15 protein-coding genes are annotated in these 13,981 nt (G+C 34.4%); 14 read left to right on the top strand and 1 reads right to left on the bottom strand.

The features are described 5' to 3' along the window. The first annotated feature begins 90 nt into the window (after positions 1–90). Positions 91–1,755 carry a T9SS type A sorting domain-containing protein gene (locus J8L88_RS07520; RefSeq protein ID WP_211060401.1) on the top strand — a complete coding sequence of 555 codons (1,665 nt, stop codon included), beginning with the start codon at positions 91–93 and terminating at the stop codon, positions 1,753–1,755. Between the two features lie 5 nt (positions 1,756–1,760). On the opposite strand, the gene J8L88_RS07515 is transcribed toward J8L88_RS07520, so the two are convergent. Then, positions 1,761–2,189, bottom strand: a complete 429-nt coding sequence (locus tag J8L88_RS07515; RefSeq protein ID WP_211060400.1) for an META domain-containing protein — start codon at positions 2,187–2,189, stop codon at positions 1,761–1,763. Positions 2,190–2,333: 144 nt separating this feature from the next. Here J8L88_RS07515 and J8L88_RS07510 point away from each other — a divergent pair, with 144 nt between their 5' ends. The 13 genes from J8L88_RS07510 (at position 2,334) to paaZ (ending at position 13,973) form a co-directional block, all read left to right on the top strand. Beyond that, complete coding sequence (locus tag J8L88_RS07510; RefSeq protein WP_027395268.1) at positions 2,334–2,903, top strand: TetR/AcrR family transcriptional regulator; 570 nt, start codon at positions 2,334–2,336, stop codon at positions 2,901–2,903. Between the two features lie 78 nt (positions 2,904–2,981). Next, positions 2,982–4,055 (top strand): 1,2-phenylacetyl-CoA epoxidase subunit PaaE, encoded by a 1,074-nt coding sequence (paaE, locus tag J8L88_RS07505; RefSeq protein ID WP_211060399.1) that lies wholly within the window; start codon positions 2,982–2,984, stop codon positions 4,053–4,055. Between the two features lie 66 nt (positions 4,056–4,121). Beyond that, positions 4,122–5,078 (top strand): 1,2-phenylacetyl-CoA epoxidase subunit PaaA, encoded by a 957-nt coding sequence (gene paaA, locus J8L88_RS07500; protein ID WP_027395270.1) that lies wholly within the window; start codon positions 4,122–4,124, stop codon positions 5,076–5,078. Between the two features lie 64 nt (positions 5,079–5,142). Beyond that, positions 5,143–5,427 carry a 1,2-phenylacetyl-CoA epoxidase subunit PaaB gene (gene paaB / locus J8L88_RS07495; protein WP_027395271.1) on the top strand — a complete coding sequence of 95 codons (285 nt, stop codon included), beginning with the start codon at positions 5,143–5,145 and terminating at the stop codon, positions 5,425–5,427. A 63-nt stretch (positions 5,428–5,490) separates the two neighbouring features. Beyond that, the gene (paaC, locus tag J8L88_RS07490; protein ID WP_027395272.1) at positions 5,491–6,246 is read left to right on the top strand and encodes a 1,2-phenylacetyl-CoA epoxidase subunit PaaC; all 756 of its coding nucleotides are present in this window, start codon (positions 5,491–5,493) and stop codon (positions 6,244–6,246) included. A gap of 69 nt (positions 6,247–6,315) precedes the next feature. Then, positions 6,316–6,819 (top strand): 1,2-phenylacetyl-CoA epoxidase subunit PaaD, encoded by a 504-nt coding sequence (gene paaD / locus J8L88_RS07485; protein WP_211060398.1) that lies wholly within the window; start codon positions 6,316–6,318, stop codon positions 6,817–6,819. Between the two features lies 1 nt (position 6,820). Next, positions 6,821–7,189, top strand: coding sequence for a VOC family protein (locus tag J8L88_RS07480; RefSeq protein ID WP_035086333.1), 369 nt, complete (start codon positions 6,821–6,823; stop codon positions 7,187–7,189). 45 nt (positions 7,190–7,234) lie between these two features. Beyond that, complete coding sequence (locus J8L88_RS07475; protein ID WP_211060397.1) at positions 7,235–8,014, top strand: enoyl-CoA hydratase-related protein; 780 nt, start codon at positions 7,235–7,237, stop codon at positions 8,012–8,014. Between the two features lie 3 nt (positions 8,015–8,017). Further along, on the top strand, positions 8,018–9,220 hold the full coding sequence (locus tag J8L88_RS07470; RefSeq protein WP_118387508.1) for a 3-hydroxyacyl-CoA dehydrogenase NAD-binding domain-containing protein: 1,203 nt from the start codon (positions 8,018–8,020) through the stop codon (positions 9,218–9,220). 20 nt (positions 9,221–9,240) lie between these two features. After that, a complete protein-coding gene (locus J8L88_RS07465) occupies positions 9,241–9,648 on the top strand; it encodes a PaaI family thioesterase (RefSeq protein WP_027395277.1) in 408 nt (135 codons plus the stop codon). Positions 9,649–9,671: 23 nt separating this feature from the next. Further along, positions 9,672–10,220, top strand: coding sequence for a hypothetical protein (locus J8L88_RS07460; protein ID WP_118387506.1), 549 nt, complete (start codon positions 9,672–9,674; stop codon positions 10,218–10,220). Between the two features lie 42 nt (positions 10,221–10,262). After that, complete coding sequence (locus J8L88_RS07455) at positions 10,263–11,474, top strand: acetyl-CoA C-acyltransferase (RefSeq protein WP_118387503.1); 1,212 nt, start codon at positions 10,263–10,265, stop codon at positions 11,472–11,474. A gap of 3 nt (positions 11,475–11,477) precedes the next feature. Then, positions 11,478–13,973 carry a phenylacetic acid degradation bifunctional protein PaaZ gene (paaZ, locus tag J8L88_RS07450; RefSeq protein WP_211060396.1) on the top strand — a complete coding sequence of 832 codons (2,496 nt, stop codon included), beginning with the start codon at positions 11,478–11,480 and terminating at the stop codon, positions 13,971–13,973. Positions 13,974–13,981 lie beyond the last annotated feature (8 nt).

Here is a 13,981-nt window from a genome sequence, read left to right as displayed (position 1 = left end):
TGTTATTATTACAAGTGATTTTGAGATCTTTATCTCGTCTAAAGTAATACATCTTAAAATCATAACAATTTAATGGATTAGACAAATATTATGAAAAAATTTATTTCTTATGTTCTTATATTGTTTTTTAATGCTGCCATTTTTGGTCAAGTAACTAATGAACTTCCTAAGAGTTTAGATGTTAATCTAGTTAAAACAATAAATGAGGTTAAAGTACCATCAGTTAGAATGCCGTATTTTGATTTCCAAAAATTAAAAGAAGAAGATAAAATCAATGATAAGGACAAGTCGAAAGTGTATAGGTTTGGTCATGAGTTTAAAGTAGATCTTGGGATTACAAATGCTGGATTATGGACGGATTTGCCTAATGGCGATAGAATATGGAGAATAAATATTGTCTCTGAAGGAGCGAATACACTGAATTTTGTATTTGATTCTTTTAGGCTACCAAAAGGAGGTAAAGTGTATTTGTATAATGAGGAGAAAACATTTCATTTAGGAGCCTATACTGATAAGATGAATAATCCTGATGAAACAATAGGTACATGGCTTGCTGATGGAGAAAGTATTATAATCGAGTATTATGAGCCTAAGGCAGTTAAAGGAGAAGGGAAGTTAAATATAGGTTCTGTTGTACATGGATATAGAAGTGTTAGTAATTACAAAGCGTATCAAAAGGGTTTAAATACATCCGGTGATTGTAATCAGGATGTAAATTGCCCTGTAGGATCAGATTTTGATAATATAAAAGATATCATCAAAAAAGCTGTAGGAATTACTCTTGTTGGAAATAGTGGATTTTGTTCTGGAACTTTAATTAATAACACTAGTAATGATAAAGCTCCTTATTTTCTTACGGCAAATCATTGTGGAACAGCCAATGCCAATTGGGCATTTCGATTTAATTGGATAAGTACAAATGCGGTTTGTGCAACTTCCGACAATAGTACCGACAATGGTCCATCTAATTATTTTCAAACAACTAGTGGCGCTATTTCTAGAGCTAGTAACCCAGAATCTGATGTGCAACTTGTAGAAATTACAGGTGGTTTGGATGAAGACTGGGATATTGATTGGGCAGGTTGGGATAGAACGGGTAATACTCCAAGTTTTGTTGTTGGGATTCATCATCCTGATGGAGATATCATGAAAGTATGTAGAGAGAATGTAAGTCCTACTATCGCTGATAATATAAATATTGGAGGAATACCAGATCCTGTTGATACTTGGAGAGTAGATGATTGGGATTTGGGAGTTACAGAAGGAGGATCTTCTGGATCTGCTATTTTTGATCCTTCGGGTCGAATTGTGGGACAGCTTGCTGGAGGAGGTGCTGCCTGTTCTGGAACTAATGATAATGGTGCGCCTGATTTTTATGGAAGATTTAGTATTTCTTGGGATTTTGGAACTACGGATAGTACTAGGTTGTCCAACTGGCTTGATCCAGAAAATACAGGTAGAACCACACTTAATGCACTTTCTCAGGGAGATGACCCGGGAGATGGTGGTGGAGAAACTTCAGAAGAAATAGTTCTTTTTCCTAATCCAACAGAAGGTGTATTGATGATTTCTGATGGAGATGAAAGTGAATTCAGTTATATGGTTTTTGATATATTTGGTCAATTAGTTTTAGAAGGACAAGTTAACGATAATAGGGAAATAGACTTATCTTCAATGTCTTCGGGAATGTACTTTGTGTGTATGGAAAATCTTTCGGTCGGAGGTAGCTTTACTAAAAAAGTGATAGTACGATAATAATATTAGAGGATTTTTTTTGCTACAATAATTTTTTGATCATTTTGATTAATTAAATGAAGAGTATTTCCATCTAGTTTTGGGTTTTTCTCATCAGAGAAGATCTTAAAAAAATCTTTTTCAACAGCACTAGTTTCTTCACAATGTATTTTAGTACCAATTGGAAAACTAGTTGTTAGAGAATTTCCCTCCACATTGTAATTGCAAGAGTAGGAATTACATCCAGCAAAACCAGAAAGCGTCTTTTTAGAAGGGTTAAAAATTAAAGTTAGTTTGTATTCAGAGACATCATTTCCGTAAAGTGATGTTACGGCATATGTACCTTCGAGTTCTGATTGTGTGACTGCTTTAGTATCATTAGAATTAACAGCGTTTATAGTATTACAGTTGCCAAATAATAATAAAGAAATTAAAAATAAACCTGCATATTTCATAGTAATTTATATTTCGTGTAAAATATCAAAGAGATGTAGTAATGTTTCCAATATAACAAATTTATTATATTTTTAGTCTTTAATCTCTAAAGAAGGTTTTTGTTAGAGTTTAATGTTTTTATCAATAAGTAAACCCCATTTCCAATGAAACAAGAAAGTAGAAAACAAGAAATTGTAAACGCTGCAGCCATTCTTTTTAAAGAAAAAGGATATAGCGCGGTTACAATGAGAGATTTGGCAACCGCTATGGGGATCAAAGCTGCTAGTTTGTATAATCATATCCAATCCAAACAAGAAATTTTATCTACAATTATTATTGAACTTGCAGAAGAATTTACTACAGGAATGAACCTTATAGTAAAATCTGATCAAAATGCTATTCAGAAGTTAGAAAACATAATAAGTCTTCATATCGATGTTACTTTAAGAAATGCTGATGGGTTGGCATCACTTAATAATGATTGGATGCATTTAGAAGAAGATAATCTTTTGTCATTTGAAAAAATGCGAAATGATTATGAGGAAAATTTTAGACGAATAGTGAAAAAGGGAGTGGATGCAAAAGAGATTAAATCCAACAATATTGAAATTATAGTATTCTCTACGTTATCTACGTTAAGAACTCTTTATTTATGGTATCCGAAGCAAAAAAATATTGATGCTGGGATACTAAAAAAAGATATGATTGAAGTATTACTAAAAGGTGTAGTTTAAAATTAACTGTTAATTAATTGTTTATCAAACTAACAATTGTTAGTTTTGTTATACTATAACGTTATAGTATAATATTTCATGAGTGATTTTCATACCATAAAAATAGCTGAGGTTCTTAAAGAAACTAAGGACTGTACTTCAATAACTTTTGACATTCCTCAAAGTTTAAAGGAGGAATTTGCATATAAACAAGGTCAGTATTTAACTTTAAGAACCGAATTAGATGGGCAAGATGTAAGGCGTAACTATTCCTTATGCTCAAGTCCTATTGATGATGAGTGGAAAGTTGCTGTTAAAAGAATAGAGGGAGGCCTTTTTTCCAATTATGCTTGTAATGTTTTAAAAGCTGGAGATGAATTAGAAGTCTTGCCTCCCAATGGGAGTTTTTTTACAGACGTAGATACAACAAGATCTAAGAATTATATTGTTTTCGCTGCAGGTAGTGGGATTACTCCAATTCTTTCGATCATAAAAACTCATTTAGCTTTAGAACCCGATAGTACATTCAAGTTATTTTACTTGAATCGAACTGTTAAATCTATTATCTTTAAAGAAGAGATAGAAGCATTGAGAAACACTTATTTTGGAAGGTTTGAGATATTTTATTTTCTAACAAAAGAGCATAGAGATATTCCTTTGTTAAATGGAAGATTTACCTCGGATAAGTTAAAAGAACTTACTGATAAGATTATTAATGTTCCTGAAGTAGATGAGTGTTTTATTTGTGGTCCAGAAGAGATGATTTTTCTTATTAGAGATGAATTAGTTGATGCGGGACTATCTAAGGATCATATTCATTACGAGTTGTTTTTTTCTGGAGCTTCAGAAGAAGATAAGAAACAAGCTGCAATTGCTGTAGAACATAAGTTCGAGGGGACTGAGGTTACAATAATTGATGGTGGAAAAGAATTCCATTTCGGAATGGATGATGAATATGATAATATTCTAGATGGAGCATTGGCTGCTGGAGCCGACCTTCCATTTGCTTGTAAAGGTGGTGTTTGTAGTACTTGTAAATGTAAATTGATAGAAGGAGAAGTAGCAATGAAAATAAATTATGCACTCGAAGAAGATGAAGTGGCAAAGGGCTTAGTGTTATCTTGTCAAGCAGTGCCAACTACAGAAAAGGTAGTAGTTGATTTTGATGTGTAATCAGGATATTTTGTAGTTCTGATAAGAAAACTGAACTTGGTTTCAGAATAATAAAACTCCAATGTTATGAGTGAAAAAGAAATAAAAAATCTGGAAGAACTTTTTGACCAAAGAATTGCCAGAGATGAAAAAATCGAACCTAAAGATTGGATGCCAGAAAAGTATCGAAAGACTCATATAAGGCAGATATCGCAACATGCACATTCGGAAATAGTAGGAATGCTACCAGAAGGTAACTGGATATCCAGAGCTCCTTCTATGAGACGTAAAGTAGCATTATTAGCTAAAGTACAGGATGAAGCTGGACATGGGTTATACTTATATAGTGCTTGTGAAACTTTAGGGATTTCTAGAGAGGAATTATACGAGCAATTACACTCTGGAAAAGCTAAATATTCTAGTATTTTCAATTATCCTACATTAACTTGGGCAGATATAGGTGCAATAGGATGGTTGGTTGATGGTGCAGCAATAATTAATCAAGTACCTCTTTGTAGTACTTCATATGGTCCTTATGCAAGAGCCATGATTCGTGTTTGTAAAGAAGAAAGTTTCCATCAACGTCAAGGATATGAAATTATGATGACATTGGCTAAAGGAACACCAGAGCAAAAAGAATTAGCTCAGGATGCTTTAAATAGATGGTGGTGGCCATCTCTTATGATGCTTGGTCCTACCGATGCAGAATCTGTGCATACAGAACAATCCATGAAATGGAAGTTAAAAAGAAAAACAAATGATGAACTACGTCAGCAATTTATAGATCAAACTGTTCCTCAGGCAGACCTTATTGGTTTAACGGTACCGGATCCAGATTTAAAATGGAATGAGAAAACTAAGCATTATGATTTTGGAGAAATTGATTGGGATGAGTTTTGGCAAGTAGTTAAAGGTCACGGACCTTGTAATAAAGAAAGGTTGTCAGCTAGAGTCAATGCTTGGGAAGAAGGAGAATGGGTACGTGATGCTGCTATGGCTTATGCAGAAAAACAACAGAATAATAAAATAAAGAAAGCAATTTAATAAATACCTTATTAACTCACTTCTTTCTTTTTTGAGAATTAATGAGAATAAGGGCTTAATGATTATGAAAAAAAATTGGCCACTTTGGGAAGTCTTTGTAAGAAGTAAAAATGGATTAGAACACCGACATTTCGGGAGTTTACATGCTGCTGATGAGGAAATGGCATTAGAAAATGCTAGAGATGTATATACTCGTAGAAGCGAAGGAGTTAGTATATGGGTTGTAGAATCTAAACATATAACTGCTTCTAATCCAGAGAATAATGGAGAGTTGTTCGAGCCTGCTCAGGATAAAGTATATAGGCATCCTACATTTTATACATTGCCGGATGAGGTAAAGCATATGTAATGCATAAAAGGCAATAGTATATCTGTAAAATGGCAATTTGCTTAATTAATGCGATTTTTTAAAATGGAAAAAGAAAATTTAATACAATATATCTACGGAATTGCGGATAATGCTCTAATCTTAGGACAACGACTTTCTGAATTATGTGGCCATGGGCCAAATTTAGAGACAGATATTGCATGTACTAATATAGCATTAGACTTATTAGGACAAACACGTAGTTATTATCAATACGCTGCACAACTTTCTGGAGATAAGGTAACAGAAGACGATATTGCTTTTTTGAGAACAGAAAGACAATATAAAAATGTACTACTAGTAGAGCAACCAAATGTTAATTTTGGATATGTTATCACTCGTCAGTTTTTTTACGATGTTTTTCATTTGTTACTACTACAAGAGTTACAAAAAAGTAAAGATGAAACACTTTCTGCGATAGCTAAAAAATCGATAAAAGAAGTTAGTTATCATCAACGTTTTTCGTCGGACTGGATCAAAAGATTGGGGGATGGAACAGAGGTTAGTAGAAATAAGGTTCAAGAGGCGGTGAATGATCTTTGGAAGTTTACTGATGAATTATTTCATATGACAGAAGATGATAAAAAGATGCTTGAAAATGAAGTTGGAGTGGATGTTAGTCTTTTAAAAGAAAAATACTACCAGGTTATAAACGAAATTTTAGAAGAAGCAACTTTAGTGATTCCTGAACTAAAATGGTTTAGAAAAGGAGGCAAAGAAGGAATTCATAGTGAACATATGGGATATCTTCTTTCAGATCTTCAGTATATGCAGAGAACTTACCCAAATATGAAGTGGTGATGATATATTAGACATCATTCAAACGATTTATCAAAAGGGTTGTTTTTCAAGAGTAATATTAAAAGTAATATGACAATCACATTAGAACAACATATTGATCCAAAATTATACGAGATTCTACAGAATGTTAGTGATCCAGAGATTCCCGTATTATCTATTATGGATATGGGAGTGGTAAGATCTGCCAAAATCGTTGATGATACTGTGTATGTTAATATTACTCCCACATATAGTGGGTGCCCAGCAATGGATGTTATAGGAGATGATATTGTAAGTGCTTTTCAAAAAGAACGGATGGATGCTAAGGTGTCATTAGTACTCTCTCCTGCCTGGACTACAGATTGGATAACACCTAGAGGACGAAAAGCCCTTGAGGATTATGGGATTGCTGCTCCTTTAGAAGAAGAAGCTGATAAAGAAGTTTTATTAGGGAATAAGCGAATAGTAAAATGTCCTCAATGTGGATCTAATAATACCAAGATGATAAGCCAGTTTGGATCTACCGCTTGTAAAGCTTTGTTTCAGTGTGATGATTGTTTAGAACCTTTTGATTATTTCAAATGTCTTAAATAATATGCTAGGATTAAGAACAACTATATATAAAGTAACTGATTTAGAAAAAGCTAAAGAATGGTATGCTAAAGCTTTTGATACAAAACAATATTTTGATGAACCCTTTTACGTAGGTTTCAATATTGGAGGATATGAATTAGGGTTGTTACCAGAAGAGGATGTAGTAGAAAACAAAACCGATAATGTGCTTTCTTATTGGGGAGTGAATGATATTCATAAAACCTATGAGAAACTTCTAAAGTTAGGAGCTATAGAACACGAAAAACCAACTAATGTTGGAGGAGAATTAATGGTTGCTTCGGTAAAAGATCCTTGGAGTAATGTTATCGGAATTATATACAATCCGCAGTTTAAATTAATAGAAAAATAATTCCTTAGAGACGTTGTAGTATTTAAGGTAATAAAAACATAAAGTGTGAACTCAATAGAATTAAAAATAGAAAATAATATAGCTAAGATAACTTTAAACCGTCCGGAAACTTTTAATAGTTTCAATAGAGAAATGGCATTAAGACTTCAGGATACTTTAGATACTTGTGAAGCTAACGATGAGGTCAGAGCGATACTGTTAATTGGTAATGGTAAAGCGTTTTGTGCGGGTCAGGATTTAAATGAAGTTACCTCTCCAGAACTAAACCCAGGATTCAGAAAAATATTAGAAGAACATTATAATCCAATAGTACAGAGAATACGAAATATAGAAAAACCAGTTATTGCAGCCGTTAATGGAGTTGCTGCTGGAGCAGGAGCAAATATTGCTTTGGCTTGCGATATTGTTGTAGCATCAGAAGTAGCAAGTTTTATTCAGGCTTTCAGTAAAATTGGTTTAATTCCTGATAGTGCAGGGACTTTTTTCTTACCAAGGTTGATTGGTTTTCAGAAAGCTTCAGCCCTAATGATGTTGGGTGATAAAGTGAGTGCAGAGCAAGCCGAAGATTTAGGAATGTTATATAAGGTATTTCCAGTTGACACTTTTGAAGATCAAGTTCTTAAACTAGCAAGTAAAGTTGCGCAAATGCCAACTAAGGCTTTAGGGCTTACCAAAAGATTATTAAATCAATCGATGGTAAATACATTAGATCAGCAATTAGCGATGGAGTCTGATCTACAAATAGAAGCAGCTGAAAGTAATGATTATGCAGAAGGAGTAAATGCTTTTATAGAAAAAAGAAAACCTGTTTTTAAAGGAAATTAAGATATGGTGGTAGGAGTTATAGGGTCCGGAACAATGGGTAGTGGGATAGCGCAAGTTGCCGCAACAGCCGGATGCAAAGTAAAAGTGTTTGACACAAAACAAGAAGCACTTGATAAAAGTCAAAAAGCTTTGGAAAAAATTCTTTCTCGTTTAATTGAAAAAGGAAGGATTGATAAAGAAGAAAAGGATCGGATTCAAACAAATATTACATATGTAAACGAGCTAAAAGAGTTGAGTGATGCCAATCTAACTATAGAGGCTATCATCGAAGATTTATCAATTAAGCAACGTGTGTTTTCTGAATTAGAAACCTATGTTTCTGATGATACTATTATAGCATCAAATACATCTTCATTATCTATAGCTTCTATAGCTTCTTCGTTAAAAAGACCTGAACGTTGTATCGGAATTCATTTCTTTAATCCTGCTCCCTTAATGAAATTAGTAGAGGTGATACCGGCTGTACAAACGTCGGATGCCGTAATAAATGAAGTGACTGATACTATTAGGGATTGGAAAAAAGTAGTAGCCATTGCTAAGGATACTCCTGGTTTTATTGTGAATCGTGTAGCGAGACCTTTTTATGGAGAATCACTTCGTATTTATGAAGAAGGACTGGCAGACCTAGCAACCATAGATAGTAGCTTAAAGGAATTGGGAGGTTTTAGAATGGGACCTTTTGAATTGATGGATTTTATAGGGAATGATGTTAATTATACGGTAACTGAAACCGTATTCAAAGCATTTTACTACGACCCTAGATACAAACCATCCTTTACTCAAAAAAGACTGTCAGAAGCAGGATACCTTGGAAGAAAATCTGGTAAAGGATACTATAATTATGATGAACAAGGAAAAATAACATCTCCGAATATTGGTAGTTCAGTTACTCCCAACGGAGCTGAAAAGTTATCCAAAGAAGAACTCTCACAGTATATATTTAATCGTGTATTAGTGATGTTGATTAATGAAGCTGCAGATGCACTATTTTGGAATATCGCTTCTCCAGAAGATATTGATAATGCAATGACTAAAGGTGTTAACTACCCTAAGGGTTTACTTGCTTGGGCCGATAAAAAAGGAATTGACTGGTGCGTAAATAAACTTGATAAATTATATGATGAATACCGAGAAGATAGGTATCGATGTAGCCCATTATTAAGAAGAATGGATAGAGAGAATAGAACATTTTTTCCAATTAATTAATTAGAAAAAGATCTAAGATTATGATTGACTCTCAAAAAATACCTCAAAAAATGCTAGACCAAGACCCTTTTAGTCAATGGTTAGGGATAGAAGTTATACAAGTAGAAGTAGGAAGATGTAAAGTGGGAATGACGGTACGAAAAGAGATGCTTAATAGTATGGGTAAAGCTCATGGAGGGATATCATATAGTTTGGCAGATACAGCATTTGGTTTTTCTGCAAATACCCATGGTAAGTATGCAGTTTCTATAGAAACATCGATCAACCATATTGAAGCTTTAGAAGAAGGAGATTATCTTACTGCCGAGGCAGTTACCGATATAGCAAAGACTAAAATAGGGTTTAATATTGTTGAGGTTAAAAGAGGTGATCAAATAGTAGCACTATTCAAAGGAGTAGTATACAGAACCAATAAAGATTGGCAATAATTAATCAACTAATACACAAACCAATGAGAATATTTTTAGTATCCATTTTATGTTTGTCAATTTTTTCTTGTGGAAAAGAGACGAAATCAAAAAAAGAAACTTTAGAAGGCACAGAACCAATTGTTACCGAAACAAAAGAAAAAGTATCCGAGGATGTTCAAAATGCTATGGGAGATCTTTTTAATGATCAAATAGTAATGGAAGTGGATGAAACTGTTTTTGTTATTGACAATGGAACTAATCGTGCGAACGAGGATATGTCTGCGGGAATTATGAAAATGGTAGCTCCTCAATCTTATGATGCCTTTAAAGTAAAGATGATGCAAGAACCAGAAGAACAAAATGGAGTTACTTCATTAGGAATTAAAGAAGTTGAGTTGGAAGGTAAAAAAGTACTTGTTCAGAAGTCAATGACTTTAGACGAGACAGGTGATAAAATGATTATGATGATGTATGCAATGCCTGCAGGAGAAAAAACAATAATGATATCTTCCTATTTTATGGAAAAGGAAGAATCTAAATACTTACCACTAATTGAAAAATCAGTGGTAACGGCAAAATTGAAAGAATAAAATAGTGATTAAAGTACTATAACCAGATACGCACATATCAAAATGAAAGAAGCATATATAATAGATGGAGTTAGAACTCCTATTGGAAATTATAAAGGAACATTATCCGCGGTAAGAACAGATGATTTAGGAGCTTTAGTTATTAAAGAATTAGTAAAAAAGAATCCAAATATTCCTAAGGAAGATTATGATGATGTGATTATGGGATGTGCTAATCAAGCAGGAGAAGATAATAGAAATGTAGCTAGAATGTGTTCTTTATTAGCTGGACTTCCTTTTACAGTTCCAGGAGAAACAGTAAATCGCCTTTGTAGTTCTGGACTTTCGGCAATCATACACGCAAACAGAGCTATAAAAGCTGATGATGGAGATATCTTTATTTCTGGAGGAGTTGAGAATATGACACGTGGTCCATACGTAATTGCAAAACCATCTTCGGCATTTGGTAATGATTCCAAAATGTATGATTCAAGTTTTGGATGGAGGTTTGTAAACCAAAAGATGCATGAGTTATATGGTACGGATGGAATGGGAAATACAGCTGAGAATTTGGTAGAGAAGTATAATATCTCTAGAGAGGATCAGGATGCTTTTGCATACTGGAGTCAAATGAAAGCTACCAAAGCGCAAGAATCTGGGAGATTAGCAAAAGAAATTACTACTGTAGAGATACCGCAACGAAAAAAAGATCCTATTAAGTTTGTTAATGATGAGTTTGTAAAACCTGCTACGAGCAAAGAAGTTTTAGCAAAGTTACGTCCTGCTTTTAAGAAAGATGGAAGTGTAACTGCAGGAAATTCTTCAGGACTAAATGATGGAGCAGCTGCTACAATTATTGCTTCTTCAGATGCAGTCAAAAAATACAACCTTACACCCATTGCACGAATTGTTAGTTCTGCAGTGGTTGGAGTAGAGCCCAGAATTATGGGAATTGGTCCGGTTCAGGCATCTAATAGGGCATTAGAAAAAGCAGGTATTACTATGGATGATATTGATATCATAGAATTAAATGAAGCTTTTGCTTCTCAAGCATTGGCTTGTATAAGAGAATGGGGATTAAAAGATGATGATCCTAGAATCAACCCTAATGGAGGCTCTATAGCAATTGGACATCCACTTGGAGTTACAGGAACTAGAATCACATATTCAGCTGCTTTAGAGTTACAAGAGCAAAATAAACGATATGCACTAATCACTATGTGTGTAGGTGTAGGACAAGGATATGCTTGTGTAATAGAAAACACGAATCTATAATTTATGAAAACACTAGAAAGCTATATAACTGGAAAATGGGCAACAGGTTCAGGTGATGGTATTGTGATGAACGATGCAGTTACTGGAGAAATAATTGGTACATCCACAACAGATGGTCTAGATATTCCAGAAGTTTTACATTACGGTAGAACCAAAGGAGGAGAAGTACTTAGAAAAATGACTTTTCAGGAGCGTGGAAATATGCTAAAGTCATTAGCTTTATATCTTACTAAAAGAAAAGAGCAATTTTATGAGCTTAGTTATAGAACAGGAGCAACTAGAGTTGATAGTTGGATTGATATTGAAGGTGGTTTTGGTAATCTTTTTGCAAATGCATCTTTACGTAAATTATTTCCGAATCAATCTTATCATGTAGAAGGAGATCCTATTGATTTATCGAGAGGAGGAAGGTTTATGGCGCATCATATCCTAGTACCAAAACGTGGAGTAGCGGTTCACATCAATGCTTTTAATTTTCCAATTTGGGGGATGTTAGAAAAATGTGCGGTTAATTGGATGGCTGGAATGCCGGCAGTAGTTCTACCAGCTCCGCAAACTGCTTACCTTACGGAAGCAGTGGTACGAGTAATTGTAGATTCAGGAATTTTACCAGAAGGAGCATTACAGCTTTTAAGCGGAATGACTAAAAATATCTTAGATACTGTTGGATCACAAGATGTGGTAACATTTACAGGTTCGGCACATACTGGAAGAGTTTTAAAAGCACACCCAAGGTTGATAGAAGAATCTGTACCGTTTACTATGGAAGCAGATTCACTAAACGCTTGTGTGCTTGGAGAAGATGCAGTACCAGGAACACCAGAATTTGATTTGTTTGTAAAAGAAGTTAGAAAAGAAATGACCGTTAAGACAGGTCAGAAATGTACTGCTATTCGTAGAATCATAGTTCCTTCAAAATTAGTCGAAGATGTTCAGATTGCTTTAGGTAAACAATTAGATAAGGTAACTATTGGGGACCCTAGATTGAAAGAAGTGAGAATGGGGGCTTTGGCAAGTAAAAAACAAGTCGAAAGCTTTAAAAATAATGTTGCAGAAATAGCTAAAACAGCTCAAATAGTTTATGGAAATTTAGATACAATAGAAACTGTTGGTGCTGATGCACAAAAAGGAGCTTTTGTAAGTCCAATTCTGATGAGACAAGATAACCCGTTTCAGCATAAAGGTGTTCATGAGATAGAAGCTTTTGGACCAGTTTCTACAATTATGCCTTATGATACACTTGATGATGCTATAACATTATCTCAGATGGGTAAAGGATCTTTAGTATCCTCTATATTTACTTATGATGATCAGATTGCGAAAGAATACGTAGTAGGAGCAGCTTCTCATCACGGACGTATTTTGATTGGTAATAGAGAAAATGCTAAACAAAGTACAGGGCACGGTTCTCCGCTACCAATGCTTACTCACGGAGGTCCAGGAAGAGCAGGAGGAGGAGAAGAAATGGGCGGAATGCGCGGAATCAAGCATTACATGCAACGTTGTGCAATACAAGGAACACCAACAACTTTAACAGAGGTTACTGGAATTTATCAAGCAAATTCTAAATATAAAGAGTCGGATAAACATCCGTTTGCATATCATTGGGAAGATATCGAACCAGGAATGTCTCTTAAAACTCATAAAAGAACAATTACAGATACAGATATTATCAATTTTGGTAATCTTACTTGGGATCATTTTTACGCACATACGGATATAACTTCTCTTGATGGAAGTATTTTCGAAAAAAGAACTGCGCACGGATATTTCATTCTTGCTGCAGCAGCTGGATTGTTTGTATATCCAAATAAAGGACCGGTTGCCGCAAATTATGGGTTGGAGGAATGTAGATTCTTGCGTCCGATTTATCATAATGATACCGTTTACGTAAGATTAACTTGTAAACAAAAAATTGATCGTGATCATCGAGGAAAAGAATTGCCAAGTGGTATCGTAAAGTGGTTTGTAGAAGTATTTGATCAAGAAGATGAGTTGACTGCTATCGCAACGATTTTAACGATGGTACAAAAAAAATCACCATTTGTACAAGTAAATCGAGCAAATATTGAGGGATATTTAGCAAGGCTAAAAGAGGATACCAAAGCTACATGGGGATTGATGACCGCTCAGCATATGATAGAACATATAGAGAAAACCATTAGAATTGGTGCCGGAGAGATTCAAGATTTTGAAATAGCTACACCAGAGCAGTATTTAGAAAAAGTACAAGAAATGGTGTATAACCATAAACCAATGCCTAAAGGTCATAAACATCCTTTAATGAAAGAAGAGTCGTTGGAAGCGTTAGTTCACGAAGATCTAATAACTGCTAAAAAGAAGTTGTTGGAAGCAATGGATGAATTTGAAATCTATTTTAAAGAAAATCCTGACGCAATTACGAAAAATGCCGTATTTGGTGAGATGAAGAAGTTTGAATGGGATTTGTTAAATGTAAAACATTTGAATCATCATTTCGAACAGTTTGGATTATTGTAAAACATTTA

It is taken from the genome of Aquimarina sp. MMG015, assembly GCF_018100855.1.
In the GTDB taxonomy this organism is placed as follows: domain Bacteria; phylum Bacteroidota; class Bacteroidia; order Flavobacteriales; family Flavobacteriaceae; genus Aquimarina; species Aquimarina latercula.
Note: the sequence above shows the minus strand (reverse complement) of the source record. Positions and strands in the feature narration are given on the sequence as shown.

Coding starts and splice junctions, on each gene's coding strand:
- J8L88_RS07520 (WP_211060401.1), top strand. CDS start 91: ATGAAAAAATTTATTTCTTATGTTCTTATATTGTTTTTTAATGCTGCC.
- J8L88_RS07515 (WP_211060400.1), bottom strand. CDS start 2,189: ATGAAATATGCAGGTTTATTTTTAATTTCTTTATTATTATTTGGCAAC.
- J8L88_RS07510 (WP_027395268.1), top strand. CDS start 2,334: ATGAAACAAGAAAGTAGAAAACAAGAAATTGTAAACGCTGCAGCCATT.
- paaE (WP_211060399.1), top strand. CDS start 2,982: ATGAGTGATTTTCATACCATAAAAATAGCTGAGGTTCTTAAAGAAACT.
- paaA (WP_027395270.1), top strand. CDS start 4,122: ATGAGTGAAAAAGAAATAAAAAATCTGGAAGAACTTTTTGACCAAAGA.
- paaB (WP_027395271.1), top strand. CDS start 5,143: ATGAAAAAAAATTGGCCACTTTGGGAAGTCTTTGTAAGAAGTAAAAAT.
- paaC (WP_027395272.1), top strand. CDS start 5,491: ATGGAAAAAGAAAATTTAATACAATATATCTACGGAATTGCGGATAAT.
- paaD (WP_211060398.1), top strand. CDS start 6,316: ATGACAATCACATTAGAACAACATATTGATCCAAAATTATACGAGATT.
- J8L88_RS07480 (WP_035086333.1), top strand. CDS start 6,821: ATGCTAGGATTAAGAACAACTATATATAAAGTAACTGATTTAGAAAAA.
- J8L88_RS07470 (WP_118387508.1), top strand. CDS start 8,018: ATGGTGGTAGGAGTTATAGGGTCCGGAACAATGGGTAGTGGGATAGCG.
- J8L88_RS07465 (WP_027395277.1), top strand. CDS start 9,241: ATGATTGACTCTCAAAAAATACCTCAAAAAATGCTAGACCAAGACCCT.
- J8L88_RS07460 (WP_118387506.1), top strand. CDS start 9,672: ATGAGAATATTTTTAGTATCCATTTTATGTTTGTCAATTTTTTCTTGT.
- J8L88_RS07455 (WP_118387503.1), top strand. CDS start 10,263: ATGAAAGAAGCATATATAATAGATGGAGTTAGAACTCCTATTGGAAAT.
- paaZ (WP_211060396.1), top strand. CDS start 11,478: ATGAAAACACTAGAAAGCTATATAACTGGAAAATGGGCAACAGGTTCA.